Annotated in this window: 28 protein-coding genes and 1 riboswitch; of the genes, 5 read left to right on the top strand and 23 right to left on the bottom strand. The window is 38.1% G+C overall.

Annotated features, from left to right (window positions below; genetic code table 11):
* Positions 1–13 precede the first annotated feature (13 nt).
* The 17 genes from sufU to BN985_RS08685 all read right to left on the bottom strand — a co-directional run bounded on the left by sufU (position 14) and on the right by BN985_RS08685 (position 16,032).
* Complete coding sequence (gene sufU, locus BN985_RS08760) at positions 14–451, bottom strand: Fe-S cluster assembly sulfur transfer protein SufU (protein ID WP_042222653.1); 438 nt, start codon at positions 449–451, stop codon at positions 14–16.
* Positions 441–1,661, bottom strand: coding sequence for a cysteine desulfurase (locus BN985_RS08755; protein ID WP_042222651.1), 1,221 nt, complete (start codon positions 1,659–1,661; stop codon positions 441–443). Before BN985_RS08755 ends, sufU begins: the two co-directional genes overlap by 11 nt.
* Positions 1,661–2,968 (bottom strand): Fe-S cluster assembly protein SufD, encoded by a 1,308-nt coding sequence (gene sufD / locus BN985_RS08750; RefSeq protein ID WP_042222649.1) that lies wholly within the window; start codon positions 2,966–2,968, stop codon positions 1,661–1,663. Before sufD ends, BN985_RS08755 begins: the two co-directional genes overlap by 1 nt.
* 17 nt (positions 2,969–2,985) lie before the next feature.
* Positions 2,986–3,771 (bottom strand): Fe-S cluster assembly ATPase SufC, encoded by a 786-nt coding sequence (gene sufC / locus BN985_RS08745; RefSeq protein WP_042222647.1) that lies wholly within the window; start codon positions 3,769–3,771, stop codon positions 2,986–2,988.
* 253 nt (positions 3,772–4,024) lie between these two features.
* The gene (locus BN985_RS19220) at positions 4,025–4,186 is read right to left on the bottom strand and encodes a hypothetical protein (RefSeq protein WP_198029985.1); all 162 of its coding nucleotides are present in this window, start codon (positions 4,184–4,186) and stop codon (positions 4,025–4,027) included.
* A 211-nt stretch (positions 4,187–4,397) separates the two neighbouring features.
* Entirely contained in the window at positions 4,398–5,228 is an 831-nt protein-coding gene (locus tag BN985_RS08740; RefSeq protein ID WP_042222645.1) for a MetQ/NlpA family ABC transporter substrate-binding protein, read from the bottom strand.
* A gap of 23 nt (positions 5,229–5,251) precedes the next feature.
* Positions 5,252–5,908: a methionine ABC transporter permease gene (locus BN985_RS08735; protein WP_042222644.1), complete on the bottom strand. Its 657-nt coding sequence runs from the start codon at positions 5,906–5,908 to the stop codon at positions 5,252–5,254.
* Positions 5,898–6,923, bottom strand: a complete 1,026-nt coding sequence (locus BN985_RS08730) for a methionine ABC transporter ATP-binding protein (protein ID WP_042222642.1) — start codon at positions 6,921–6,923, stop codon at positions 5,898–5,900. Before BN985_RS08730 ends, BN985_RS08735 begins: the two co-directional genes overlap by 11 nt.
* 99 nt (positions 6,924–7,022) lie before the next feature.
* Positions 7,023–7,135, bottom strand: a riboswitch (SAM riboswitch).
* Positions 7,136–7,214: 79 nt separating this feature from the next.
* Complete coding sequence (locus BN985_RS08725; protein ID WP_042222640.1) at positions 7,215–7,529, bottom strand: thioredoxin family protein; 315 nt, start codon at positions 7,527–7,529, stop codon at positions 7,215–7,217.
* Between the two features lie 22 nt (positions 7,530–7,551).
* Entirely contained in the window at positions 7,552–7,905 is a 354-nt protein-coding gene (locus tag BN985_RS08720) for a toprim domain-containing protein (protein WP_042222638.1), read from the bottom strand.
* 128 nt (positions 7,906–8,033) lie between these two features.
* The gene (gene gcvH, locus BN985_RS08715) at positions 8,034–8,420 is read right to left on the bottom strand and encodes a glycine cleavage system protein GcvH (protein ID WP_042222636.1); all 387 of its coding nucleotides are present in this window, start codon (positions 8,418–8,420) and stop codon (positions 8,034–8,036) included.
* A 71-nt stretch (positions 8,421–8,491) separates the two neighbouring features.
* Positions 8,492–8,854: an arsenate reductase family protein gene (locus BN985_RS08710; RefSeq protein ID WP_042222634.1), complete on the bottom strand. Its 363-nt coding sequence runs from the start codon at positions 8,852–8,854 to the stop codon at positions 8,492–8,494.
* A 255-nt stretch (positions 8,855–9,109) separates the two neighbouring features.
* The gene (locus BN985_RS08705) at positions 9,110–10,894 is read right to left on the bottom strand and encodes an acyl-CoA dehydrogenase family protein (RefSeq protein WP_042222633.1); all 1,785 of its coding nucleotides are present in this window, start codon (positions 10,892–10,894) and stop codon (positions 9,110–9,112) included.
* A 42-nt stretch (positions 10,895–10,936) separates the two neighbouring features.
* Positions 10,937–12,112, bottom strand: a complete 1,176-nt coding sequence (locus tag BN985_RS08700; protein WP_042222630.1) for an acetyl-CoA C-acetyltransferase — start codon at positions 12,110–12,112, stop codon at positions 10,937–10,939.
* 19 nt (positions 12,113–12,131) lie between these two features.
* Positions 12,132–14,531, bottom strand: a complete 2,400-nt coding sequence (locus BN985_RS08695) for a 3-hydroxyacyl-CoA dehydrogenase/enoyl-CoA hydratase family protein (protein ID WP_042222628.1) — start codon at positions 14,529–14,531, stop codon at positions 12,132–12,134.
* Between the two features lie 184 nt (positions 14,532–14,715).
* The gene (locus tag BN985_RS08690; RefSeq protein WP_042222627.1) at positions 14,716–15,633 is read right to left on the bottom strand and encodes a proline dehydrogenase family protein; all 918 of its coding nucleotides are present in this window, start codon (positions 15,631–15,633) and stop codon (positions 14,716–14,718) included.
* A gap of 192 nt (positions 15,634–15,825) precedes the next feature.
* On the bottom strand, positions 15,826–16,032 hold the full coding sequence (locus tag BN985_RS08685; RefSeq protein WP_042222625.1) for a cation transporter: 207 nt from the start codon (positions 16,030–16,032) through the stop codon (positions 15,826–15,828).
* Between the two features lie 259 nt (positions 16,033–16,291).
* Between BN985_RS08685 and BN985_RS08680 the strand changes: the two genes are divergently transcribed.
* The 5 genes from BN985_RS08680 to crcB are packed head-to-tail and all read left to right on the top strand — an operon-like array spanning position 16,292 to position 19,064.
* Complete coding sequence (locus BN985_RS08680; protein ID WP_042222623.1) at positions 16,292–17,047, top strand: metal ABC transporter ATP-binding protein; 756 nt, start codon at positions 16,292–16,294, stop codon at positions 17,045–17,047.
* Between the two features lie 13 nt (positions 17,048–17,060).
* A complete protein-coding gene (locus tag BN985_RS08675; RefSeq protein ID WP_042222621.1) occupies positions 17,061–17,909 on the top strand; it encodes a metal ABC transporter permease in 849 nt (282 codons plus the stop codon).
* Positions 17,909–18,322 (top strand): Fur family transcriptional regulator, encoded by a 414-nt coding sequence (locus BN985_RS08670; RefSeq protein ID WP_042222620.1) that lies wholly within the window; start codon positions 17,909–17,911, stop codon positions 18,320–18,322. Before BN985_RS08675 ends, BN985_RS08670 begins: the two co-directional genes overlap by 1 nt.
* The gene (locus tag BN985_RS08665) at positions 18,319–18,714 is read left to right on the top strand and encodes a fluoride efflux transporter FluC (protein WP_042222618.1); all 396 of its coding nucleotides are present in this window, start codon (positions 18,319–18,321) and stop codon (positions 18,712–18,714) included. Before BN985_RS08670 ends, BN985_RS08665 begins: the two co-directional genes overlap by 4 nt.
* Positions 18,711–19,064: a fluoride efflux transporter CrcB gene (crcB, locus tag BN985_RS08660; protein WP_042222616.1), complete on the top strand. Its 354-nt coding sequence runs from the start codon at positions 18,711–18,713 to the stop codon at positions 19,062–19,064. Before BN985_RS08665 ends, crcB begins: the two co-directional genes overlap by 4 nt.
* 347 nt (positions 19,065–19,411) lie before the next feature.
* Here crcB and BN985_RS08655 read toward each other — a convergent pair whose 3' ends face one another.
* From BN985_RS08655 to BN985_RS08630, 6 genes are all read right to left on the bottom strand, one after another.
* Positions 19,412–20,203: a VLRF1 family aeRF1-type release factor gene (locus BN985_RS08655; protein WP_042222614.1), complete on the bottom strand. Its 792-nt coding sequence runs from the start codon at positions 20,201–20,203 to the stop codon at positions 19,412–19,414.
* Between the two features lie 224 nt (positions 20,204–20,427).
* Positions 20,428–21,612 (bottom strand): hypothetical protein, encoded by a 1,185-nt coding sequence (locus BN985_RS08650; protein WP_042222613.1) that lies wholly within the window; start codon positions 21,610–21,612, stop codon positions 20,428–20,430.
* A complete protein-coding gene (locus BN985_RS08645; RefSeq protein ID WP_042222611.1) occupies positions 21,602–22,819 on the bottom strand; it encodes a DUF58 domain-containing protein in 1,218 nt (405 codons plus the stop codon). Before BN985_RS08645 ends, BN985_RS08650 begins: the two co-directional genes overlap by 11 nt.
* On the bottom strand, positions 22,816–23,760 hold the full coding sequence (locus BN985_RS08640) for an AAA family ATPase (RefSeq protein ID WP_042222609.1): 945 nt from the start codon (positions 23,758–23,760) through the stop codon (positions 22,816–22,818). The genes BN985_RS08645 and BN985_RS08640 overlap by 4 nt, the downstream gene beginning before the upstream one ends.
* A gap of 233 nt (positions 23,761–23,993) precedes the next feature.
* Positions 23,994–24,587: a nitroreductase family protein gene (locus tag BN985_RS08635; protein ID WP_042222606.1), complete on the bottom strand. Its 594-nt coding sequence runs from the start codon at positions 24,585–24,587 to the stop codon at positions 23,994–23,996.
* Positions 24,588–24,846: 259 nt separating this feature from the next.
* On the bottom strand, positions 24,847–26,103 hold the full coding sequence (locus tag BN985_RS08630) for a C40 family peptidase (protein ID WP_042222604.1): 1,257 nt from the start codon (positions 26,101–26,103) through the stop codon (positions 24,847–24,849).
* Positions 26,104–26,223: the final 120 nt, after the last annotated feature.

The raw sequence follows: 26,223 nt of genomic DNA, 5'->3' as shown, positions 1-26,223 counted from the left end.
GTTACCCATGTTCCTAGTTCTCGTCATTGACACCTTTTTCCATTGCTTTCCAAGGTAATGTTGCACACTTTATTCGCGCAGGAAACTTTGCCACTCCCTGCAATGCTTCCATATCACCAAAGTCTAAGCCTTCTGTGTCTATCTCTTCTCCAAGCATCATATCAGAAAAGTGTTTTGAAAGCTTTATTGCATCTGTTATTTCTTTTCCTTTAATTGCCTGTGTCATCATAGAAGCAGAAGCCATACTGATCGAACAGCCTTCCCCATCAAACTTGGCATCTTTTACAATTCCGTTTTCCACTTGCATCTGCAACTGGATGCGATCACCGCAAGTAGGGTTGTTCATATCCACGGTCAGTACATCGCCTTCTAAACTCCCTTTATTACGAGGGCTTTTATAATGATCCATGATGACTTGTCTATATAGTGTATCAAGGTTATTAAAAGACATCACCAAAATACTCCTTTGTTTTAAGAAGACCCTCAACCAAACGGTCAACATCCTCTTCTGTGTTGTATAAATAAAAGCTAGCTCTGGCGGTTGCCGTTACTTCAAGCCATCTCATTAATGGCTGTGCACAATGGTGACCAGCTCTTACGGCAATTCCTTCTGCATCTAGAACCGTCGCTGTATCGTGTGGATGTACATCATCTAAGTTGAAAGTAATCAACCCTGCGCGCTCTTGTGGCCCAAAAATAGTGATGCCGTCCAATGCTTGAAATTTCTCCATTGCATAGCTAACAATTTTTTGTTCATGTTTGGTAATATTATCCATACCAACTTCATTAAGAAAATCGATTGCTGCACCAAGGCCTATTGCACCAGCAATGATTGGAGTTCCTCCTTCAAATTTCCAAGGAAGCTCTTTCCATGTGGAGTCATACAGGTTAACGAAATCAATCATTTCCCCACCAAACTCAAATGGCTCCATATTCTCTAGAAGGGTTTTTCTTCCGTATAATACACCAATACCAGTTGGTGCACACATTTTATGACCAGAGAAGGCATAAAAATCACAGTTAAGATCCTCAACATCGATCTTCATATGTGGTGCACCTTGGGCGCCATCTACAACAATAACAGCATCCTGCTTATGAGCGAGTTCTGCTACTTCATTAATTGGGTTAACAGTACCTAAAACATTTGAAACATGACTGATTGCTACAATTTTAGTATTAGCAGTAATTGTTTTAGCTGCATCCTCTAATGTAATTGTACCATCAGGCTGAAGTGGAATATATTTCAATTCAGCCCCAGTTGCTTTTGCAACCTGCTGCCAAGGGATGATATTACTATGGTGCTCCATTTGTGTAAGCACTATTTCATCACCTGATGAGAGGTTAGCACGCCCATAGCTATGTGCCACCGTATTAATTGCAGTAGTTGTTCCACGTGTGAAAATCACCTGTTTCGTACTATCTGCATTAATAAACTTGCGTACCTTCTCTCTGGCGCCTTCGTAATTCTCAGTTGCACGTGTGCCCAGTGTATGGACACCCCTGTGGACATTTGAATTGTCTTGTCGATAATATGAATCCACGGCCTCTATCACACTTCTCGGTTTCTGAGAGGTTGCCGAAGAGTCCAAGTATACTAATGGGTGTCCATTCACTTCCTGATGTAAAATCGGGAACTCCTGCCTAATGGCATGTAGGTCCATTAGTATACCTTCCTTTCAATAACCTGAGTCAATTGATTCTTAACAGCTTCAATTGGTAATTGATTTACAACAGGTGCTAAGAAGCCATGAATAATAAGGCGTTCTGCTTCTGCCTGTGTAATACCACGGCTCATAAGATAATACAGCTGAAGCGGGTCAACACGACCAACTGATGCAGCATGGCCTGCTGTTACATCATCCTCATCAATTAACAAGATAGGATTCGCATCTCCGCGTGCTTTTTCACTTAACATTAGGACACGAGACTCTTGTTCTGCATTTGATTTGGAAGCACCATGTTCGATTTTACCAATACCGTTAAAGATGGAAGAAGCACTATCCTTCATAACACCATGTTGTAGGATATAGCCTTCTGAGTTTTTACCAAAATGTACGATTTTAGCTGTGAAATTCTGTATTTGTTTTCCACGTCCAACCGTAACAGTCTTCGCGTTAGAAAGGGAGTTATCCCCAACAAGATGTGTAATATTTTCAGAAACTGTGTTTCCTTCGTTCATTTGGCCAAGTGCCCAATCAATCGTTGCATCACGATACGCAACACCTCTACGATTATTATAAACAGTTGTACCTGCAGCAAAGTTGTCTACCGCTCCGAAAGAGATTTTCGCATTGTTTTGTGCAATTACTTCTGTTACAACATTTGCTAACGTTTCTTCTGTTTCATTGTAAGAAACATAGTTTTCTACATATGTTAGTGAACTATTTTCTTCTGCAACAACCAGAACATGATTAAATAATGCTGCTTCAGGATCTTCTTGCCAAAAAATAACCTGGAGTGGAACTTTTACTTCTACGTTCTTGGGAACGTATACGAATATTCCACCATTCATTAATGCAGCATGGAGTGCTGTCAATCGATGTTCATCAACTGATACAGCATCCTTCATGTAATACCTTCTTACAAGATCTTCATGTTCCTTAAGAGCTGTGAAAATATCTGTGAAGATAACTCCTTGCTCCTTTAGTTCGTCACTTAGTGTTGCATAAGCAACAGAGTGATTTCGCTGTATTAAAAGGTTTTCTGGAGTATTCTCTTCATCTAAAAAGCCTTGCAATGCTTCAGGCAATTCTTTCAATGAATCAATTTTTTCCCCTTCTGCTAAATGCTTGAAACGGCTAAAATTCCATTTACCTATTTTGGTTTTATCAGGCTTTGGCAGTTCAAGTGTATCAACTTGTTCCAAAGCTTGAAGACGTAACGAATTCATCCATTCTGGTTCGTTATTATCTTTGGAAAACTGATTAATATATTCTTTATCATATGGCAGCTTTGTTTCAACAGACATAGTATCCCTCCTAACTATTACGCGTTTTGACCAACTGTTTCGTCTTTGATACCAAGTTCTTCTTTAATCCAATCGTAACCTTCTGCTTCTAAACGCTGTGCTAGTTCTGGCCCACCAGATTTAACAACACGGCCTTGCATCATAACATGCACATAGTCAGGTGTGATGTAGTTCAATAGACGTTGGTAGTGTGTAATAATTAGGCAACCAAAGTTTTCATCACGAAGCTTGTTAATTCCTTTAGATACTACTTTCAGTGCGTCAATATCCAGTCCTGAGTCAATTTCATCTAAAATCGCAATTTCTGGCTTCATTAGCATTAATTGAAGAATTTCGTTACGCTTTTTCTCTCCACCTGAGAATCCTTCATTTAAGTAACGCTGTGCCATGTTTTTATCAATTTCAAGATAATCAAGCACACTGTCCATTTCTTTAATAAATTTCATTAATGAAATTTCGTCTCCTTCTTCACGACGAGCGTTCATGGAAGAGCGAAGGAAATCTGATGTAGTTACACCGCTAATTTCACTTGGGTATTGCATTGCAAGGAAAAGACCAGCACGTGCGCGCTCATCCACTTCCATTTCTAGAACATCTTCGCCATCAAGCAAGATGCTTCCTTCTGTTACTTCGTACTTAGGATGTCCCATAACTGCAGATGCCAATGTTGACTTACCTGTTCCGTTTGGTCCCATCACTGCGTGGAATTCCCCACCGTTTATCGTAAGGTTAACACCCTTTAATATCTCTTTACCTTCAATTGATACATGAAGATTCTTGATTTCTAATGTAGATCCAGCCATAACGATACCTCCAACTACTATTTTTTCTTATTTTCAAACGGATTCAATATCCATTCTCAATTTATTCTCATTACAATCTTAAAGCATTTCAAATTTATTATCAACTTTTTTAGGCTATTCATTTCATAACATTTCGTATCCATTTTAATATACTAAATTAGGTGATTGCAAGGGTACTTGGAATCCCGAGTTTTCACAAAGATAGTACGTTTACATGAAAATAGACCCTCATTCTCATGAGGGTCTAATCATTTTACATTTTATCTAGCTCGTTAATGAGCGCTTTGCTTTTTTCATATTCCTTTTGGCGGCTTTTCTCCACTTCTAAGCGAGTTTCCAATTTTCTCTCATACTCAGCGTACGGCACTTTATGTGCTTGTTGCATGCCTTTTTCCATTTCTGGAGTATAGTTCATGCTAATTCCACTATTAATAGTGAACCATCCTTTCGTTTTGTGTACATGAATTAATGTATCACAATACGGTACCCTGAACAATTCAGGTATAAACCTGTATAGCGTTCTTTCCTTCTATATTTGTGCATTTATGAAACAACACAGTAACCTTCCCAAATTTCTTATATATAACTGCTATTTCCACGCACATACTCAGGATATAGAAAATTGCTTATTCTTTTCCGCCAACTGGGACAACCGCGCCTTCGTATTTATCCAGAATGAAGTCTTGAATTTCTTCCGAATGAAGTACATCTACTAGCTTGTTCAGCGCTTCATCATCTTTATCTTCTTCTTTCACCGCTATCACATTCACGTACGGTGACTCTTCATCTTCTAAAATCAGTGCGTCTTCTAACGGGTTTAATCCGTCTTGAATAGCAAAGTTTGTATTGATTACGACAAGAACATTATCTTCTGTATTGTATAAGTTAGGAAGCAACTCTGGGCTACCCTCTGGAGTAAATTCAAGATTCTTAGGGTTTTCCACAATATCATCCACGGTTGCAGTTGTTTTGTCTACATCTTGCTCAAGTTTTATTAATCCTTTTGCTTCAAATATAGATAGAATACGGCCATGATCTGGAACAGAATTACTCATAAGAACTTCTGTTCCTTCAGGGATTTCATCGATGCTTGCAAAATCTTTAGAATACACTCCAATTGGTTCGATATGAATACCGCCTATTTCAGTTAATTCATATCCCGTATCGGCAATGGTTTGCTCTAGGTAAGGAATGTGTTGAAAATAGTTTGCATCAATTTCACCACTTGCTAAATCATCATTAGGAAATACATAGTCTTCATATTTCTCTATTTCCAAATTTATTCCCTCTTCTTCGAGTAATGGTTGTGCCTCTTCTAAAATTTCAGCGTGTGGAACACTGGAAGCACCAACTTTTATTGTCTTGTTGTCTCCTTCAGATGATGAATCTTCTCCACCACCACATGCAGCTAATGCAAGGATAGCTAATAAAGATACTAGTGTTAGAACTTTTTTCATTGTAAATGACTCCCTCTTTTGTTTTATCGTTTATCTAGTTTTGTTGCTATCATATCTCCAATAAATTGGAAGATAAATACTATAATTACAATTAGTACTGTACAAAGGAAAACAAGGTCAAAATCTCTGCGCATAAAGCCAGAATAGTAAGCATAGCTACCCAGGCCACCTGCTCCAATTGCTCCCGCCATGGCCGTATATCCAACTAGCGCAATGGCTGTTACGGTAATCCCAGATATTAAGGCAGGCATTGATTCAGGTAATAACACTTTAAAAATAATTGTCCTTGTTTTTGCCCCCATAGCTTTTGCGGCTTCGACGACACCCTTGTCAACTTCACGAAGACCGATTTCCACGAGCCTTCCATAGAAGGGAGCAGAGCCAATAATTAAGGCAGGTAATGCGGCATTAGGGCCGCGTATTGTGCCAATTAGAAAATCAGTGAACGGGAATAATAGAAAAATTAAAATGATAAAAGGTATGGCCCGGAAAATGTTCACTACTGCTGATATAACAAAATGAAGACTTTTATTTTTCCAAATACCATCTTTGGAAGTCAGATAGAGAAGCAACCCTAGAATAATTCCAAGAATAAATGTTCCGATCAATGCAATCAGTGTCATATAAAAAGTGTCGTAAGTTGCTTCAATTAGGTCTTCGAATTTAATATCATTTAACATCTTGAATCACCTCCATTTCCACAGAGGATTTTTCTTTAATATATCGAACCGCTTCTTCTATGTCTTTTCCTGCAATTTGCACAATTAGAGTCCCATATGCCCCAGCTTGAGTTTGCGTGATTTTCCCTTGCAGAATGTTTATATCCACATCATATTTTTTTGCAAGCTTACTAATTAATGCCTGATTTGTTGTTTCTCCAACAAAATGGAGTCGGACTAAATTACCTTCAGAATAAGCCTCTGCGATGCCTGCAATGTCCTCATCTTCCTCACCATTCCCCATCACTTGTTCCACGAATTTCTTCGTTACATGCTGACGGGGATGAAGAAAGACATCCATTACCTCACCTTGCTCCACAACTTTACCACTTTCCATCACTGCAACGTGATTACAGATTTTACGTATCACATGCATCTCATGGGTAATTAAGATAATAGTAAGTCCAAACTGCTTATTAATATCGACTAGCAGGTCCAGGATAGAATTTGTTGTTTCCGGATCCAATGCAGATGTTGCTTCATCACAAAGCAAAACCTTTGGATTGTTAGCAAGGGCCCGGGCAATACCAACACGCTGTTTCTGTCCCCCACTTAATTGGGAAGGGTATGCCTTTTCTTTTCCAGAAAGTCCGACAAGGTCGATTAACTCTTGGACACGTTTTTGCCTGTCCGTTTTCGTAACACCGGCAATTTCCAGTGGGAAGGCAATGTTATCCTCTACTGTTCTTGACCAGAGTAAATTAAAATGCTGGAAAATCATGCCGATATCCTGTCGTGCAATCCGTAATTGACGGGCAGTCATCGCTGTGATGTCCTCATTATTAATGGTAATCCGACCGCCTGATGGCTCTTCAAGTCTGTTCAATAACCGAACGAACGTACTTTTGCCCGCTCCACTATAGCCGATTACACCAAATATGTCTCCATCATTTATGTTTAGATCTAAATTTTCTACCGCAGTAGTCTTGCTTTTGTTTGAAGTAAAGACCTTACTCAAACCTTCAATTGAAATCACATTATTCCTCCTTACTAAAACCTCGGCAATAGTATGCCCAAACAACACAAAAAACGCCATTCTGAAAGAACAGAATGACGTAGTTAGTCGCTTCATGTTCTCTCATCTGTCAAAGTTTTCACTTTGCAGGAATTGGCACCTTTCAACCAAATAAATGATTGAAGGTTGCCGCGGTTTCTCAGGGCCAGTCCCTCCACCGCTCAAGATAAGAGTCTATTTTTTTATTCGCTTAAATTCGATAAAACCCATACTACCATGCTGTTTTAATTGTGTCAATAAATAATTAAAAGGTTAATTTTTCACAAAAAGCTCTGGTTTATAATCCATTAAGTAGCTATAGATGTTAGGAATGGATTGAAAGGCATAAACCTTCTCCTTCACCTGATGGTTTTTCATAATAAAAAGACAAGGTACGCTCTCTACTTGATTCTCCATCATAAACTCAGGATAAAGTGAAGCATTCATTTCATAAAATATCGTTTCCTTATGAACTTGTTCAATCTTCTCTAGCATAGCTCTAGCAAGGGAGCACGTGCCGCAAAAAGGAGTATAAATATAAAGCAAAAAATCTCCATCTTCTAATTGTTTCGTTGTTATTTCCTGCAAAAAATCACCTAACCAATCTGCCTCATAATAAAAATAGAGGGTTTACTGCTATTCGTTTGCTTAAAAGGGCTGTAGCAAGCATTTGTTCAGGTGTTGTGGCGACTTCCCGGTATTCACTGCTAACATGTATATGTTCTGCATGTGGAAGTTCTCTAGCCAGCTGCTTCCGTAGTTTTATCCCTGAATAGTCTTCATCAACCAAAATATACACATCTTTATAGTCAAGCTCATAAGTCTCAAGTAATTCATCCAGACGTTCTATTCCAAGTGTTCCATTTGTACAGACGATGGTAACCTGATCTGTAATAACTTTTTTAACTTGTCGTTTATCTGTTAAACCCTCTACAATGATTACTTTCTCATTTTCATGTGACATGGTTACATAGCTCTCCTCGAAAATCAAGCAAAATGTTTTTTTATTTCATTTCCTAATTAGAGTATATGAAGAAAAGAAGGCTAACTATACAACTTTTATAAAGATGTACGTTAGCCTCCCTTTTTTTACTATTCTTCGTCGTTTAGCACACCTTCATATGCTTCTGCATTTAGAAGTTCATCTAACTGCGCTTCATCAGATGGCTCTACTACTACCATCCAAGCTTTCTCATATGGTGATTCATTTACGAACTCAGGGCTATCTTCTAAATCTGCATTCACTTCTACTACTTTCCCACTAACTGGAGCATATAATTCAGAAACAGTTTTCACAGATTCTACACTGCCGAACGGTTCGTTAAGTTCCAATTCGTCTCCAACTTCTGGAAGCTCAACAAAAACAATGTCTCCAAGCTCATCCTGTGCAAAATCAGTAATCCCGATGCGTAGTTTGTCATCTTCCTTTTTAACCCATTCATGTTCTTTTGAATATAATAAGTCCTTTGGTATGCTCATTGTCATCCCTCCATTATGTAATCCACCTTAACTATAACCTAATTTGCCCCTGTTTTTCTAGTGTAAAAATTTTATTTTGAGAGCCAGGTTTCTTTATATACCTCTTCCTTAAATCCAACAGTCACCTTTTCACCGTCTGTAGCAATAGGCCGTTTTATTAACATACCATCTGTTGCTAATATAGCTGCCATTTCCCTGTCTGTTGCATCTGCTATTTTTTCTTTAATGTTTCCTTCGCGGTATTTTTTACCACTTGTGTTAAAAAATTTCTTTGCTGGCAAATCGCTCTTATTCATTAAATCAAGGATTGTTTGCTCGGAAGGTGTATTTTCCACAATATGAACGGTATTGTAATCCACCTGATTTTCATCCAACCATTTTTTCGCTTTTTTACATGTCCCGCAATTTGGGTACCAATAAAACGTGAGCGCCATAAATCACAACCACCTTACTTATTTATTTTAATTAAATTATAGCAAATATGAATGGAATATGACGAGCCAAAGCGTATTTAGTATTATGCAGAAGTACACGAATTTAAAAATTGGTGGATAAAAAAGCCGAGCGATCACCCAAATTCTTAGCAAGAATTCGGATACGCTCGACTCTTGAACAATGCTCTGAAAAATAGTCCACTATCCAGCAAAATATCTTTCTAAGCGCTGAATAATGAGATAGATTATTTATTCTTATACGATATATTTTTCTTCTTCGATTAATTGTTCTGCGATTTCTCGCTTCTTGGCCACAACGTTAATCGGTGTATGACGAGTAAGCTTTCTTAGTGAAGATAGCATCATGCGAAGAGTATCTCCCTCTTCGACAGCGATTAATGTCTCTTTTGCATCGGCTTCAATTCGGTTGAATGCCTCTTGTACATATACCTGGGTATAATTCAGTTTTAGGTTGCTCTTATTCAGTCCAGATTTGTTTATCGCCTTTTCCGTTCTTAAAATAGCAGACTCCATATTGTACACCTCTGCTGTCATATCAGCCAAGTTAACAAGGATTTCTTGTTCCTTTTCAAGCTTTTTCATATATTTCTGTGCTGCAAGACCCGCTCCTAAGAGAACCATTTTCTTCGCATTTCTTAGTAAGTATTTTTCTTGAGCAAGTGGCTCATCGCCTACTTCTTCAGGCATCATCATCATAAGTTCTTCTTGAAGACTTTGTGCCTTCTGCAATAAAGGAAGTTCACCCTTCATTGCTTTTTTCAATAAGGTTCCCGGTACTAGTAGACGGTTAATTTCATTTGTTCCTTCAAAAATACGGTTGATTCGGGAATCGCGGTAAATACGCTCCACTTCATATTCCTGCATAAAACCATATCCGCCATGAAGCTGAACTGCTTCATCTGATGTGTAATCCAATAATTCGGTACACATGTATTTATTCATAGAACATTCTATTTGGTATTCTGCAATCGCACGTGCAACTTCCCTTCCATCGTCTAACTGTTCTTCTGTTAAAGCTCCCATTCGTTGTTCAAAAAGTCCAACAGTCCGGTAAACAGCACTTTCATTAGCATAAATTTCCGACGCCATTGTCCCAAGTTTTTCCTTCGTTAAAGCGAAACTTGAGATTGGTGTTTGGAATTGCTTTCTTTCGTTCGTATATTTAACAGCAAGTTCAAACGCCCGTTTTGAACTTCCAACTCCACCAATAGCTAGCTTGTAACGACCCACATTTAAAATATTGAAGGCAATTACGTGGCCTCTTCCTTTTTCGCCAAGTAGGTTTTCGACTGGAACTTCAGCATCTTCCAGCACCAGTGTCCTAGTGGATGAACTCTTGATACCCATCTTCTTTTCTTCCGGGCCTGTTGATACCCCAGGATATTCTCTTTCTACAATAAAAGCTGAAAAATGCTCACCATCGATTTTTGCATACACAACGAACACGTCTGCAAATGCAGAATTCGTAATCCATTGTTTTTCTCCATTCAAGATATAATGCGTTCCAGCTTCATTTAAAGTAGCTGTCGCCTTGGCACCTAATGCATCAGATCCTGAGCTCGGCTCTGTTAAAGCATATGCCGCCAGCAACTCTCCAGTAGCTAGTTTTGGTAAATACTTTTTCTTCTGTTCTTCATTTCCAAAAAAGACAATTGGCAATGAACCGATACCGACATGTGCTCCGTGTGTTACCGAAAATCCACCTGCTCTGGAAAATTTCTCTGTAATCAACGAAGAGCTAATTTTATCAAGTGCAAGCCCACCATAAGCTTCCGGTACATCAGCACCTAATAACCCTAGGTCCCCAGCTTTTTTTAATAGCTCAACAGAATGTTCAAATTCATGATTTTCCAAGTTTTCCACTTTAGGTAAAACTTCCCCTACTACGAAATCCTCTGTCGTCTTCGCTATCATCTTATGTTCATCTGTAAAATCTTCAGGTGTGATCACATCATCTGCTGTTAAATCCTCTACTAAAAATGCCCCGCCTTTGAACAACTTATCCTTCGTTTCACTCATCATCCATTTCCCCTTTATTATGATTTTTAGTTCATAACTAAACTATATAAGCTCAAACACACCGGCAGCTCCCATGCCTCCACCGATACACATTGTAACGACACCGAATTGAATTTGCTCTCTTTTCATTTCATGTATAAGACTTAGGGTTAACTTCGTTCCTGTCATACCGAGCGGATGACCAAGTGCAATAGCCCCACCATTTACATTTACTTTATTTACATCGAGGTCCAGAGCGTGAATCACCCTAACAGCTTGAGCAGCAAAAGCTTCATTCAATTCATATAAGCCAATATCGGAAAGTTCCAACCCTGCTTGCTTTACTGCTTTCGGTATAGCTTCTACAGGGCCAACTCCCATAATTTCGGGTTCTACTCCCGCTACTGCAAAAGAACGAAATTTAACTAGAGGCGTTAACCCATCTGCTTGCGCTTTTTCCCTATCCATGACTAACACCGAAGCAGCTCCATCACTCATTTGTGAAGAATTACCGGCCGTTACAGATCCTTTCACATGAAAAGCTGGGCGAAGTTTTGCTAATACTTCTGTCGTTGTGCCTTCCCTCACTCCTTCATCCATTTCAAAAGAGAAGCTCTTTTCCTCTATTTTGTTGTTTGAATTCAACTGTCTTTTAATTACGTCAACTGGAACAATTTCCTCAGAAAACTTTCCACTTTTAATGGCATTTGCTGCTCGCTCATGACTTCTTACAGCAAAAGCATCTTGATCTGATCGAGAAATACCGAATCGAGTTGCTACCTCTTCGGCTGTGTGCCCCATCCCCATATAGTAGCCAGGGGCATTTTCAACCAATTTAGAATTTGGTTTAATTACATGCCCCCCCATTGGTATCAGGCTCATCGATTCTGCTCCACCAGCTATAATCGTATCGCTAGCACCAACCATGATACGCTCTGCTGCATACGCAATACTCTGAAGGCCTGATGAGCAATATCGATTAACAGTGATTCCCGGCACGTCATGCTTCAATCCTGCTAAACCTGCAATATTTCTCGCCATATTCATACCTTGTTCCGCTTCCGGCATAGCGCAACCAATAATGACATCATCAATCGTTCCGTCATAGTTACCCGCCCGCTTTAACGTTTCCTTAATTGTTAAAGCGGCCAGATCATCCGGACGACTCTCAGCTAGAGATCCTTTATTTGCTCTCCCGACTGGTGTTCTCGCACCTGCCACAATTACTGCTTCCTTCACATTTCTTCCCCCTCTACAATTAATTGCGTAACGGTTTACCTTTTACTAGCATGTGTTGCATCCTTTGTTGGGTCAATGGCTCTCCTATTAAACTAAGGAACGCTTCTCGCTCCAAATCAAGCATCGCTTGTTCACTAATCATTGACCCTTCTTTAATACGTCCACCAGATAACACGTATGCAAGTTTTTCTGCTATTTTAAGATCATGCTCTGAGGCATAGCCACTTCTATTTAAGTTCTGTGCACCTAGAAGCATGGCAGCATAGCCTGCATCCCCTACCACTGGAATACGTTCAGGTAATGGTGGTTGGTAACCAGCTTTTGCTAAAGCGAGCACCCTTTCTTTTGCATCATGTAATAGATGATCTGGATTAGCGCTAATTGCATCTTTTTGGTTCAAAAACCCGAGCTCTTTTGCTTCAGCAGCAGATTTGGAGACCGTAGCCATTGCTACTTTTTCAAACACATCGTTTGCCACTTTTGTCAGATCGAACTGCACACCCTGTGGCAGATTACGTAACTGCTTTAAATACAATTCTTTCGTTCCTCCACCACCTGGAATTAAGCCAACACCAAATTCTACTAGACCAATATACGTTTCAGGTGAAGCTTGTATTGCAGCTGCTGGTAATGAGACTTCCGCTCCTCCACCAAGCACCATATTAAACGGGGCAGCTACTACTGGCTTGGAAGCATATTTGATTCGCATGGCCATATTTTGAAATTGGCGTACAACCATATCCAGCTCCATAAAGTTGTCATCTTGTGCTTCCATCAGCATCATGGCGAGATTAGCGCCAACGCAAAAGTTTTTTCCTTGATTCCCTATTATAAGACCTTCATAATTCTTTTCCGTTTCTTCAATTGCATAGTTCACCATTTGAATGATGTCAAGACCAATCGCATTCCCCTGTGAATGGAACTCTAGCCCCGCGACTCCATCTCCTAAATCAATTAAACTAGCACCTGTATTCTTTTTAATGACACCATTTCTTTCTTTTAAACTCTTTAAATGGATTTCTTTCTTATTGAATTCCTGTTGTACATACTCACCTTGATGGTAAAAATAAGAGCGTCCATTGTCTTGTTTATAGAAGGTAGAATTACCTTTTTCCAGCATGCTTTCTATCCATTCTGGAATTTCTTCTCTTTCCTGCTTCATTCTCGTAACGGCCGCTTCAACCCCGATGGCATCCCATGTTTCAAACGGTCCTAACTCCCAACCAAATCCCCATTTCATTGCTTGATCAATCGATAAGACGTCATCTGCTATTTCTCCACATAGTCTTGCTGAGTACAAGAGAACAGGTTTTATAACAGACCAAACAAGCTCCCCTGCTTTATCTCCTTCTGCGTTTACAAGCGCTTTCAATTTTCTGCGTGTACCTTTTTCCTGCTTCGCTAGCTCCATAGCAGGAGATTTTAATTTTTTTCTTTCTTCATATTCCATCGTTTCAGGGTTTAGTTCATAAATAGCACTTCCATCTTTTCCTTTTTTCTTTAGAAAAAATCCTTGTCCAGACTTGGCCCCAAGCCAGCCATTGTCTAACATTTTTTTCATGAAATCTGGTACAGTAAATACGTCTTTTTCTTCCCCGTCCACTTGATCATAGACATTTTTTGCAACATGGATAAACGTATCCAATCCCACTACATCAAGTGTACGGAAGGTCGCGCTTTTTGGCCTGCCGATCATTGGCCCTGTTACAGAATCGACCTCTCCTATGCTATAGCCGCCCTCCAGCATTTTTCTTACTGTGATAAGTAAGCCATACGTTCCAATTCGATTTGCAATAAAGTTTGGAGTATCCTTTGCTACTACAACCCCTTTTCCTAATACGTTTTCACTAAAAGCTTTCATAAATTCTAACACTTCAGTGTCCGTCTTCTCTGTAGGAATAATTTCTAATAATTTTAAGTATCTAGGTGGGTTAAAAAAGTGAGTGCCAAGAAAATGTCTTTTAAAGTCTTCTGAACAATCTTCGGCCATTTGCTCGATTGATATTCCCGAAGTGTTAGAGCTCACAATAGCACCTTGCTTTCTAACCTTATCTAACTGGGAAAATACCTTTTTCTTAATTGAAAGGTTTTCCACCACAACTTCTACTATCCAATCTACCTCAGCCAGTTTCTCCATATCGTCTTCCATGTTACCCACTTCGATTAGTTCAAGGCTTTTTTTAGTTGTTAAAGCTGCTGGTTTCTGTTTTGTTAATGCTTTTTTGCTCTGTGCAGCAGTTCTATTTCGTACAGCCTTATCCTCTAATGAAAGACCTTTTAACTCCTCTTCTTTCGTTAATTCTTTTGGCACAATATCAAGCATTATAGTGTGAATACCACAATTTGCTAAGTGGGCAGCAATCCCTGAACCCATTACTCCAGATCCCAAAACTGCAGCGCGCTTGATGGAATGTTTCATAATATCTCCCCTTCACCTACTTGAATGAATACTCATTCATTTTTTGACCTAAAAATAAAAGATAGCTCCCTATCCATCTATTAATTACTATAAACTAAATTCTGATAATTCGCAAGAGGAAAACAATCACCTTTTGTCTATAAATTCCCTGGTTCTCCTTTTGAGAGAACCCAGGGCAACGGTATTATTTCTTGAATATCCCTTTAAGAACGAACAAGACATTTGCAGGACGTTCTGCGAGTCTACGCATGTTGTATCCATACCAATCCTTGCCATATGGTACATATACGCGCATCGTATAACCTTCATTTAGAAGTCTCTTTTGAAGATCTAGTCGAATGCCGTATAGCATCTGAAATTCAAATTGATCCCTAGAAATGCCAAGCTCTTTCTCTAATTCTTTAACATATGTGATGATTGCTTCGTCATGTGTTGCCACTGCAGTATAATTTCCATGTAATATGTTTTGTTTAATAATTTTTTTGTATGTTTCATCGACGTCCTTTTTGTTTGGGTAAGCAACCTCAGGCGATTCCTTGTACGCTCCTTTTACTAAACGAAGATATGGTTTATACGAAGACAAATCATTAATATCTTCTTCTACCCTATATAGATATGCCTGAAGAACCGTTCCAAGATTTTCATAGTTTTGTTTTAGTTCCTTAAATATGTTTATCGTCTTTTCGTATCGTTCAAAATCCTCCATATCGATGGTAACTGTGACATTGTATTTCTTTCCAGCTTCCAGGATACGGTTCATGTTTTCCATTACTAGCTCATGTGATATATCAAGCCCCATGGAAGTAAGCTTTAGGGAAAGTTGTGAATCTAGTTTTTGTTCAGCAATTACTTTTATAGCATGGATACATTCCTCTGCTGACTCCCTAGCTTCTTGTTCATTATCTATAAACTCTCCCAAATGATCGACGGTAACAACGTAACCATCATTGTTAATTTCTTTGATCTTTTTAGCTGCACTGTCTATATCAGTTCCCGCAACAAAACGAGCTGCACCAAAACGGAGCCCGTACTTTTTCGCTAATTTTGTTAGCGTTTTATTTTTTGATAAAAATAAAAAGAAGTTTCTCATAAGCTGTTCCAAGCTAATACCCCCAAATAAAAAATATTTTTCTCTTGTCAAGATTAAGACTATTTTACCACCTTTTATGATATTTCGTATATAGTTTGTTGTTTTTTGTCTTACCTTGTAGAGAAAAAGAAAGGGCTGCTCCTATAAGAACCAGCCCTTTATGAAAAAAGTTCATGTGACCATGCTTTTTTCATTCAAAACATATTAAACCACGACGCGATAACCTTTTTCCTCAACAGCTTTTCGCATTTCTCCGATGGTTACCTGTGCATTATCATACGTGACATCAACGCTTCCTGTATTTATGTGAACTTCCACACCAGTTACACCCTCTAAAGATTCCAATGCCTGCTTCACTTTGGTCTCACAATTTTCACATGTCATTCCTTGTACATCTAAAGTTGTTTGCATTTTATTTCCTCCTTTTTCAATACATCTTCTTTATTTTGTTGTGTATCCTAAATTTCCCTATCTAAAACCTCCCCTTCAAAACGTAATCATTCTTATTTACAATTTGTTACTAATAAGATAAGATAATAAAGGAACATTTAATAGAATGAAAAATAATTTAAAAACCCCTTTGGCATGCGTTATGTACTTCGTGCAATACTAATGGGGATTTACTCGTTACACGCGGAGTAATAGCTATAAATTAGAAAGAAGGAATAGTATGGAAAGTCCTGTAGTTCGTTTTAAGGATGTATCGTATGCCTACGAACAAAAAAATGTATTGACAAAAATAAATTTTTCCATTCCAAAAGGGTCCTTCATGGGACTTATTGGCCCAAATGGCGGTGGGAAAACTACACTCATAAAGCTTCTACTTGGTCTTATAAATCCAGATGAGGGCTCAATTGATTTATTAGACCAACCTAGGGACAAATTTAAAGAGTGGAATAAAATTGGATTTGTCTCACAAAAAGCCAATTCTTTTAATAAAGGATTTCCTGCAACGGTGTTTGAAGTTGTTTCAATGGGTTTGACGGCAAAGGTTGGTTATTTGAAGTTTTTAACAAAAGCACACAAGGAAAAGATTCTATCAACGATAGATCAGGTGGGGATGCTTGATTATGCCTACCAAAATATAGGCAACCTATCTGGTGGTCAGCAACAACGTGTATTTATCGCAAGATCTCTTGTAAACAACCCTGAGTTACTTATCCTTGATGAACCAACAGTTGGAGTAGATTACGAAAATGTTCAACGCTTTTATGAGCTTCTTAACCGTTTAAACACAGATTATGGCATTACATTATTATTGGTAACCCATGACACGGGGACCATGACTGAACACGCCACAGATATTGCTTGTATAAACACAAGACTTCATTTCCATGGAAAACCGGAGGAGTACAATAACTTAACAGACAGAGACCTATCAAAGCTTTACGGACATCCTGTAAACCTTGTTACACACGATCATTAATGGAGGAAACAACATGCTAGCAGATTTTTTTGAATATGAATTTTTACGACACACTTTTTTAACTGGTTTACTGATAGGCGTAATCGCTCCGTTGTTAGGTACTTTCATTGTAGTTAGAAGGCTATCTCTTTTAGCAGATGCACTCTCACATGTTACATTGGCAGGTATTGCGTTCGGTTTATTTCTTGATAAAAAATTCGCTGTTGGGATTACACCACTGTATGGTGGTATGGCCTTTTCAGTTGTAGGATCTATTTTAATTGAAAAATTGCGTGGTGTTTATCAGGCCTATCAGGAGATCGCCATTCCCATTATCTTATCGGGAGGTGTCGGCTTAAGCCTGATCTTCATCTCCCTGGCCGATGGATTTAATACAGAATTATTTAATTATCTATTTGGTTCCGTATCAGCTGTGAGTAAGCAAGACTTTTTATCAATTGCAGGGATTGCCATCTTTATCGTCCTAATCATTACATTGTTCTACAAAGAGTTAGTTACACTTTCTTTTGATGAAGAGCATGCAACAGTATCAGGCATACATGCTAAACGGATTCATCTCCTATTTATTGTCCTTACGGCTCTCGTTATCGCTGCTTCCATTCGAATTGTTGGGGTGTTGCTCGTATCAGCCTTAATGACACTTCCTGTTGCTGCAAGTATGCGGCTTGCGAGAGGTTTTAAACAAATGATGTTTCTATCTATTGTTTTTGGCGAATTAGCTGTTATCATAGGGTTAATATCAGGTTATTATCTAAGTATTCCACCAGGTGGTACCATTGTAATGGTATCCATTGCTATTTTACTTTTATCCATTGTATTAAAGCGACTAACATGGAAACCTAGAAAAGTGAGGGAAGCCTAATGAATATAGAAGAAGCAATACAACTTTTAAAGCAACACGGGTATAAAACAACTGGAAAGCGAAAGGACATTCTATCCTTTTTCTCCAAAGCTGACGGTTATCGTACGGCCAAAGAACTTATTAGGCACTTAGAAAAAAGTTATGATGGCATAAGTTTTGATACAGTCTACCGTAATCTGCATTTATATAACGATATAGGGATATTGGAAACGACCGAGTTAAATGGAGAAAAACATTTCCGATTTAATTGTAATGATCATCATCATCATCATTTTATTTGTAAAGATTGTGGGAAAACAAAAGCAATATCTGTCTGCCCAATGGACGCTGTACAATCTGATTTACGCAACTACGAAGTTGAAGATCATAAATTTGAGATCTATGGTTTATGTCCAGTATGTAAAACAGCATGAAAGAAGGAGATTGGAAAACGGTTTTAAGTGTAGGGGCTGGAGGTATGTTAGGAGCAGTAGGCAGGTATGCAGTTACCATTGTAATTCCTGCTAATACTCTGTTCCCTTACGCGACTCTTCTCGCTAATTTGGTAGGATGCTTCTTTCTAAGTTTTATTATGCATTTACCTATTATTAAGAAGCGTCTTTCTCCTGCTGTCTTTGTTGCATTAACTGTAGGGTTAATTGGAGGGTTTACAACATTTTCAACTTTGACTATAGAGGCTATTTCATTGTGGAGTGTAGTCCCCATCCTTGCCATTGGTTACATAGTAATAAGTATCATCGCTGGATTATCATGTTGTTTTCTTGGATTGAAGCTCGCATCTCGATTGGAGCGTTCTAGCTCATGATGGTTTTAGTAGCAATTGGAGGATTTTTTGGTGCTATCTTGCGCTTTATGATAGCTCTACATATAAACAAACGGCTCGTTGGAACCTGGATTGTAAACATAACGGGTTCTGTCCTGCTCGCATATTTATTTCATTTACACCAACAAGAAAACATTTCAGACGGCATCTGGGCCATTGCAGGCATAGGGTTTTGCGGTGCTTTTACAACATTCTCTACCTTCGGCAATGAAACAATCATGCTTATACAGGAAAACAAATATAAACAGGCCGTGCGCTATGTTGTTAGCTCACTGGTTATATCAATAGGAAGCGCTGCTATCGTTCTTCACCTGTTAACCAGTACAAATTAATTTAGATTTGAAATTAACAAAGAGGATGGGACATAAAAAATTAAAAAAGAAAAAACCGGACGCTCAAACGAAGTGAATTGTAGAAAAAGTTCGGGTAATTCCGGATAGTCCCTAATCTATATTTATCTTAATCACACTTTAGCGAAGAAAAATGCGGAGACTCCTGTGGGAACAGCACGAGTCCGAAGGCCCCGCAAGAAGCGATTTTTGCTTCTGAGGAGACTAAGGCCGTGCCCACGGAAAGCGGAGTATTTTCCGTAGCGGTAATGAAGCAGTCTTTTTTCTTATTTTATTGTTCGCATTTTAAAAAGGGGCTAGGACGTTATGTGCCAGCCCCTTTATTTTTATTAACCAAATACTTCTTCAAGAACCTTAGACTCTTCATGGTCAAGCATATTTTTTTGGATTATCTGTTCTACAGGTTTATTTAATTGGTCTTTTAAAGCATTTGCAGGATCAGGTTCCCCTACAACGAATATCTTTTCCCATTCATGCTCCTTGGCACGTTTATCCAGCTTAGGGGCAATTTGCTTATACCAACGTTGTTTATTGGCCTCAAAGCGTGATTGGAAATTGTCCTTTTGCACGTTTGCTCCTTGCCCTTGTAAAGGTTTAGGGCCCTTCTTTATGCGCCAATCATCTGTATCTAAGTCCAATTCAAACGACTCAGTATCTTCAATTTCATTCAGGTGTGCTTCAATTACTTTGACTTGATCCTGTTGAACTAAGATGATTCCTGATTTTGGATAGACATCAGTCAACTTACGTAACTGCGTTAATTCTGGAGTCTCCTGCCAGAAGAACTCTGTTTCCATCCTCATTTGCACTCGATCTGCAAACCAAACTTCTTCATCAGCAGTAGCAATGATGAAAACACTTCTTAAAAACTGTTGCTCATTTCCTTTTACAAACTTTTCTACCTTTTGCTTAACAAGTTGAAAATTTTTACGCTCTTCCTTATCGCCTGACTCCTCTAAATACTGTTCAAAATTACGTAATCCATTTTTGAAATGTATTTTCCATTCTCCACCCTGTTGCTCAGGGTCAGATGGATCTGTATTTAGATACATGGTAAAGACCTTATTCGATCCTTCTCTTCTAATGTTTTCAAGCTTTTCTATTTCTTTATTAAAATTCATATGATCGGCACTCCTTTACTTAATAGTTCAACTCTTACATGTATGTATCCTTAAGTATTACTAAGTAAACATAGTAAACGGCGTTTGGAAAGCTAAAAAAGGGAGAAAAATTGTAATCGTATGCTAGCATAAAGGGATGGGACCCACCTAAAAAAAGCCAACAATAGGAGTTGTTTAGTTTCTCTATCTCCTAGTGTTGGCTTCTATATACTACGACCTAAATCTTAATGTTCAAAATGAAAATCCGCTTCCTTTATTACTAAACGAAGTTTTTCTACGTCCGCTTGACTTACCTGTTCCACTTCGCCATATCTCACCATTTGATATATTTCTAAATCTGCGTTAACACCTATTCTGTTTAACCATTCTTCGATTGTCTCATACTTTCTTCTACCCTTTTTCTCCTTCATTGCTTTTTTCTCAAATTGGAATACTAGCTTTCTTATGGGATGCTTTGGTTTGTTAAACCAGCGATTAAGACGCGAGGTTCTGCTAGTATGGAGCTCATAATCGTTCTCTAGAGCACTATAGGATACTGAACTTTCTATTTCCTCTTCTGTTTCTGACTTGCTAAATCGTTTTTTCCAAAATAGGATTACTAAAACAATGGCGAAAAGAAGCAGTGCAACTATTGTGCCTATTATGATATATGGTGTGGCCTGCTCTATAACCGACGCGTCTTCCAATTCATTCCAAAATCCATCTCCTGCGTCCATTTGATTTCCTTGCTTTGGCCAACCTCTATCTGGTGCCTCAATAAATTGCAAAAGACTAGCAAACCAACTTAACGATCCACCCAATAAGGTTATCACCCCATAATAGAAACCAGATAGGGCCCAACGAATGAAATCATACGTAAAGAAAATAAGAATTGCACCCGTAATTAAAACCCCTGCAAATGCGGGAATTAACCTCTTATCAACTTGCTTCCTTTCCTTTTTCGATAAAGCTGCAATGTGACTCCACAGGAAACCAAATACGTTTAGAAATATAACAAGAAAAGGATATAACATGGCTCTAAGATCAGGAACCAACATTCCAATAATCAACATTAGCAATAATGTTGCGAGAATGTAATTACTTTCTCTACTAATTATGTCTTCTTTACGGATATTAATATAACGCCAAACTAGCAATCCACTCAATAGAACTACAAAGATAGCAGGGTACTCTAACAGATAAAATACTCCAGCTAATAATGGTGCCATCAATATATAAAAAATATAGGAATTAGTGTAGATTGTAATAAGACTAAACACTAAGCATGCTACCACTATAACGATTAAATAACTCCAGTATGGCACCCACATAAAGCGATGGTATATAAAAGGCATTAAACACATTAAAATGATGAGGGCCTCACTTAAAAAGTGGTAAGCATAACGGGTTATAGCATGGCTATTCAGCATGTGAAAACACCTCCTGCCCTAGAGGTTTTACCTTAGAGATTCCTTCTGTATATGGAACATGAAAGATGTTGACATTTTTATTTTTCCACTTATTTAAAATATTCATCGAATCCTCTGTAAGTTCTCCAATAATGATACAGGTCTTCTGTTGAGTGACTTGATTCCCAAGGTTGAAAAGCATTTTATCAAATGGAAATACTAGGGATTGTTTATGAATCCTTGCGAGCATTTCCATAGTAGTTCCGTAATGTCTTTTCCCTTCCCCCTCTGGAACATGAAGAACTGGTACCTTGCCTGGTCTTCTCGTATTAATGAACAATTCAAATGGGATATCCTTTTCAGTAGCAATCTTTGATAGATAAGCCGTGTAAGACAGTAACGCTTCCATGTGCTGATTTGTTTGTACCATATTTGTTGTTTTTGATTTTCCTATGTTTACTAAAAACAGAAAAGATTGATCAATTTCTCGTTCATAAACATTTGTTTGAAGCTTTTGTGTTTTCACAGACGCATTCCAGTTTATCCGGTGAAACGGATCACTATAATGGTATTCCCTTGTTCCTAAAGGACTTTGAATATCCTCATATGGAGAAAAAGGAGACCTGCCTTTTCCCGGTAACATTTGAAAAACTGCTTCGGCGCCCTTAACTTCGATCAACCTTGGAAAAACAACAAATTCCGTACGGTAAAATGGCATATATCGAATCAGCGTCGAGTTAAAATGAAATAAATGTGGAAAGTAATACATGATATTGTTAATTTTAGCTACCCCCCGCTGTTGAGCTACAATCGGGATAGTTAGATGAGCTTTTCTTTTACGTAAGATAGATAACGGAATTTTGATCTGGTGCCAATAATTTTTATTTTCCTGTGCATGCTTAAAGGCTTTGACAGCTGGGCCTATCTGTAGCTGAAACTCCCCATTAATCATAGGATATATGGATCGATTCTCTATATCTAATGTTAGATCAAATGTTTCATCAGGAAATAGTTTAATACTTCTCGTAGGATTTTCTAAAGATACGCTTTTGCCAATCCCACTATCATACCATTTAAATACAATTAAATAGGCAGTGACTGCGCCAACCCCCAAAAAGGGTATTGTGTTATTCATAACAACACCAATAATCGCCAATAAGATGATCGCTACTAACACATAGTCATAGCCAGCCTTTCCCTCTATTGTATGGTCTCTTTGCCATTTCATTTCACAACTGCTCCTTCTTCAACTGGAACAGCTGTAGTGTGAATAATCTCCTTCACAACATCTTTTGCTGTTTTTTTAATTGAACCTTCCATCGAAAGAATTAGCCGATGTTCAAACACATATGGGACAAGCGCCTTTATATCGTGTGGGGTAACATAATCTCTATCTTTAATAAATGCATAGGCCTGCCCTGCACGCATTAGCGCCAGCATCCCTCTAGGACTAATGCCAAGATCTACATCCGGATGTTCCCTTGATGCATGAACTAGCTCAAGTAAATAATCTGAAACTACATCAGAAACTGTAATAAGTTGGATTCTTTCTTGTAATTCAACAATGGTTTCAACCGTCAATGACGCATTTACTGAATCGTAGGGATCAGTCTGTCGATATGTATTTAAAATACGTTTCTCTTCCGAAATAGAAGGGTAGCCTAAGTCTAATTTGAATAAGAAACGATCCAACTGCGCTTCCGGTAATGGGAATGTTCCATAATTACTCTCAACCGGATTTTGGGTAGCAATAACAATAAAGGGAGAAGCAATCTTAATGGTCTCTCCATCAACAGTAGATTGATATTCTTCCATAGCTTCTAGTAAACTTGACTGTGTTTTTGGTGTTGCCCTGTTAATCTCGTCTGCTAGTAACACGTTTGTACTAATAGGCCCGATTCTTAATTCAAATTCTTGTGTTTTCGGGTTAAAGAAACGAATACCAGTAATATCACTCGGTAGCACATCTGGTGTAAATTGGACACGACTGAATTTACCGTCCATCACTTTTGCGAAGCTCTTGGCAAGCTTCGTCTTACCAGTACCAGGCACACTTTCAAGTAGCACATGTCCTTGAGCAAGTAATGAAACAAATAATAGATCAACAACTTCCTCTTTTCCATAAATAATTCTATTAACATCTTCCCTAGCCTTCAAAAAATTTTCCATTCTAAAATCTCCCCCTGGTGAATATTCTAATTTTTCCTACTATATAGTATAACGCATTTTAATAGAAAAAGGTTCCAAAAATCTGAAAATATTTACATTATTTCCAATCATCTATTAACAATTATATTTTATATCCTGCAAAAATATATAAAACTATATCGTTAAAAATAGTAACAAAAAAGAAGACCCTCTAAATAATATAAAGAGTCTTCTACCATATTCATACATACAAATCACTTACTATTCTCTTTAAAAATGCCCTCTGAAACAAAGGTTTCAACTTCGTTTCGTGGAGAAGGGACTTCCCTCTCCTGATAAGCTGCATCTAGGCTACTTTTTTCACCTTGATAACCTACCGCTACAATTGCATGCAATTGATAACCATCTGGAACGGATAATGCCTCTTTTGCCTTCTCTTTATTAAATCCTCCCATAGCATGTGTAACGAGACCTTTCCGAGCAGCTTCTAATGCTAGAAAGCCCCATGCCGTACCTGTATCAAAAGCATGTGCAGGATTATTTCCACCAAATCGTTCTTCTTCTACCTTTGATATAACTGCAATAAGTACTGGGGCATTTTTGCACCATGCTACATTTCCTTCATTAATGAATGACAGGAATGTTTTCTTGTCTTCCTCAGATGAGGCAAAGACAAATCTCCAAGGTTGAACATTTGCAGCAGAAGGAGCCCATCTGGCAGCCTCAAATAAACTATTTAAAACGTCATTTGAAACCTTCTGTGCTGAAAATGCTCTAGGTGACCATCTATTTATATAAATAGGATCAATAGCATACGAAGCTTTTCTAAATTGATTCACATCAGTCATGTATAATTTCCTCCAACTTTATAGTATCAATGTCATTATAACGCTATTTAGTTGGGGGAAAAAAGATTTTTGCTCTTATTTGGACGAAAAGGTTTATAACCGATTTTATGGGGTAATAAATATAATAGATAGCAGTTAAATAGATTTATGTCAGTCTCTTGCAATGAAGTGAAACTTCAATCAGTGGGAGTCTTACGGACGGTTGCTCCGGGGATAAAAAGATAGAAAAAAATCCACCCCGTAGGATGGATTTCGATAATTAGTTTACACGGCGTACGTGACCAGAAAATGTGTCTTTCCAATAGCCGCTTGTCATGTTAGCTACAGCTAAACCGGTAGAGCTTTGAGCACCGATAAATTTGCCGTTTCCAAGGTAGATACCAACATGGCCATTCGTTTTATAGGTATTGAAGAAAACCAAGTCACCAGGTTGAGCTTCGCTATACGAAACCTTCGTACCTACACTAGATAGTCCTGCTGTACTTGATGGTAGAGAATAACCTGCCTGTGCAAAGGCCCATGATACGAATCCTGAGCAATCAAAACCACTAGTTGTTTTACCGCCCCATACATACGGAAGACCAATGTGTGGAAATCCTGCATTAATAGCAGCACTTAGATTACCATTTCCTTTTTTAGCAACTGGTGCAGATTTCTTTTCACTGGCTTTTTCACTGCTTAAAGTAGATAAATTCCCACCATCTGATGTATTTGAGTTATTCTCTGATGTTTGAACAACAACAGGAGCTGTTGCCTCCTCAATACTCTGCTTCACATCTTTTTCTAAAGATGCTAAATCACTATCTTTAACCTGAAGATCTTCTTTCATTACAACAAGTTCACTCTTTTTATCTTTTAATATAGCTTTCTTATTTTTATTTTCTTCTTTTTGATCTTTAATAAGAGCTAACATTCCTTCAAGCTCGACTTTCATTTCTTTCAGTTCATCAAGTTTAGTAACAACTTCATCTTTTTTCTCTTCTACTTCTTTCTTGTCAGCTTCTTGTTTTTCCATCAATTTTTTATCTGAATCAGAAATTTTATTTACTGCAGATACACGGTTAACGAAATCACCAAAGCTTTTTGCTCCAAATAGAACTTCTAAGTAGCTAATATCTCCACCATTTTTTTGATAAGACACTACGCGCTCTTTTAAAATGTTATAGCGTTCTTCTATAGCATCCTCTAACACTGAAATTTGATCTTCCAGTTCAGATACTTTTTCTTTTGTTGCTTCAATATCTTTTTCTGTATCATCCATTTTGTTTTGGTTCTTCTTCATTGCTTCGTTTGTACGCTCAATTTCTTTGTTTAATTCTTCCAAATCTATTAATACATCAGCAATCTTGCTTTCTGCTTCAGATAGATCTGCTTTAATTTCTTCTCTATCTTCTTGAATTTGTGATTGTTTCTCTTTTAATGCATCAACTGATTCCGCATGGGTATTTACACTGAAAAATGCACTACCTAAACCAACCACCGCTACTGTGGTCAATGTGACAACTGTTTTTTTCAACTTTCTTCCCCGCTTCCCTATCACATCTGCCTATCTAGTAATATTATGTATCGTAGCAGATATGTGAAATATATATTTATTTTCTATGTAAGTTACTATCTTAGGTAATTCGTAGTATAA

This window comes from Oceanobacillus manasiensis (genome assembly GCF_000724085.1).
In the GTDB taxonomy this organism is placed as follows: Bacteria; Bacillota; Bacilli; order Bacillales; family Amphibacillaceae; genus Oceanobacillus_B; species Oceanobacillus_B manasiensis.
This window is presented reverse-complemented; position numbering and strand designations above follow the sequence as displayed.

Bases quoted from the DNA above. Each gene is read 5' to 3' on its own strand.
- sufU (WP_042222653.1), bottom strand. From the start codon at position 451: ATGTCTTTTAATAACCTTGATACACTATATAGACAAGTCATCATGGAT.
- BN985_RS08755 (WP_042222651.1), bottom strand. From the start codon at position 1,661: ATGGACCTACATGCCATTAGGCAGGAGTTCCCGATTTTACATCAGGAA.
- sufD (WP_042222649.1), bottom strand. From the start codon at position 2,968: ATGTCTGTTGAAACAAAGCTGCCATATGATAAAGAATATATTAATCAG.
- sufC (WP_042222647.1), bottom strand. From the start codon at position 3,771: ATGGCTGGATCTACATTAGAAATCAAGAATCTTCATGTATCAATTGAA.
- BN985_RS19220 (WP_198029985.1), bottom strand. From the start codon at position 4,186: ATGAACTATACTCCAGAAATGGAAAAAGGCATGCAACAAGCACATAAA.
- BN985_RS08740 (WP_042222645.1), bottom strand. From the start codon at position 5,228: ATGAAAAAAGTTCTAACACTAGTATCTTTATTAGCTATCCTTGCATTA.
- BN985_RS08735 (WP_042222644.1), bottom strand. From the start codon at position 5,908: ATGTTAAATGATATTAAATTCGAAGACCTAATTGAAGCAACTTACGAC.
- BN985_RS08720 (WP_042222638.1), bottom strand. From the start codon at position 7,905: ATGTCACATGAAAATGAGAAAGTAATCATTGTAGAGGGTTTAACAGAT.
- gcvH (WP_042222636.1), bottom strand. From the start codon at position 8,420: ATGAGCATACCAAAGGACTTATTATATTCAAAAGAACATGAATGGGTT.
- BN985_RS08710 (WP_042222634.1), bottom strand. From the start codon at position 8,854: ATGGCGCTCACGTTTTATTGGTACCCAAATTGCGGGACATGTAAAAAA.
- BN985_RS08705 (WP_042222633.1), bottom strand. From the start codon at position 10,894: ATGAGTGAAACGAAGGATAAGTTGTTCAAAGGCGGGGCATTTTTAGTA.
- BN985_RS08695 (WP_042222628.1), bottom strand. From the start codon at position 14,531: ATGAAACATTCCATCAAGCGCGCTGCAGTTTTGGGATCTGGAGTAATG.
- BN985_RS08685 (WP_042222625.1), bottom strand. From the start codon at position 16,032: ATGCAAACAACTTTAGATGTACAAGGAATGACATGTGAAAATTGTGAG.
- BN985_RS08680 (WP_042222623.1), top strand. From the start codon at position 16,292: ATGGAAAGTCCTGTAGTTCGTTTTAAGGATGTATCGTATGCCTACGAA.
- BN985_RS08675 (WP_042222621.1), top strand. From the start codon at position 17,061: ATGCTAGCAGATTTTTTTGAATATGAATTTTTACGACACACTTTTTTA.
- BN985_RS08670 (WP_042222620.1), top strand. From the start codon at position 17,909: ATGAATATAGAAGAAGCAATACAACTTTTAAAGCAACACGGGTATAAA.
- BN985_RS08665 (WP_042222618.1), top strand. From the start codon at position 18,319: ATGAAAGAAGGAGATTGGAAAACGGTTTTAAGTGTAGGGGCTGGAGGT.
- crcB (WP_042222616.1), top strand. From the start codon at position 18,711: ATGATGGTTTTAGTAGCAATTGGAGGATTTTTTGGTGCTATCTTGCGC.
- BN985_RS08655 (WP_042222614.1), bottom strand. From the start codon at position 20,203: ATGAATTTTAATAAAGAAATAGAAAAGCTTGAAAACATTAGAAGAGAA.
- BN985_RS08650 (WP_042222613.1), bottom strand. From the start codon at position 21,612: ATGCTGAATAGCCATGCTATAACCCGTTATGCTTACCACTTTTTAAGT.
- BN985_RS08645 (WP_042222611.1), bottom strand. From the start codon at position 22,819: ATGAAATGGCAAAGAGACCATACAATAGAGGGAAAGGCTGGCTATGAC.
- BN985_RS08640 (WP_042222609.1), bottom strand. From the start codon at position 23,760: ATGGAAAATTTTTTGAAGGCTAGGGAAGATGTTAATAGAATTATTTAT.
- BN985_RS08635 (WP_042222606.1), bottom strand. From the start codon at position 24,587: ATGACTGATGTGAATCAATTTAGAAAAGCTTCGTATGCTATTGATCCT.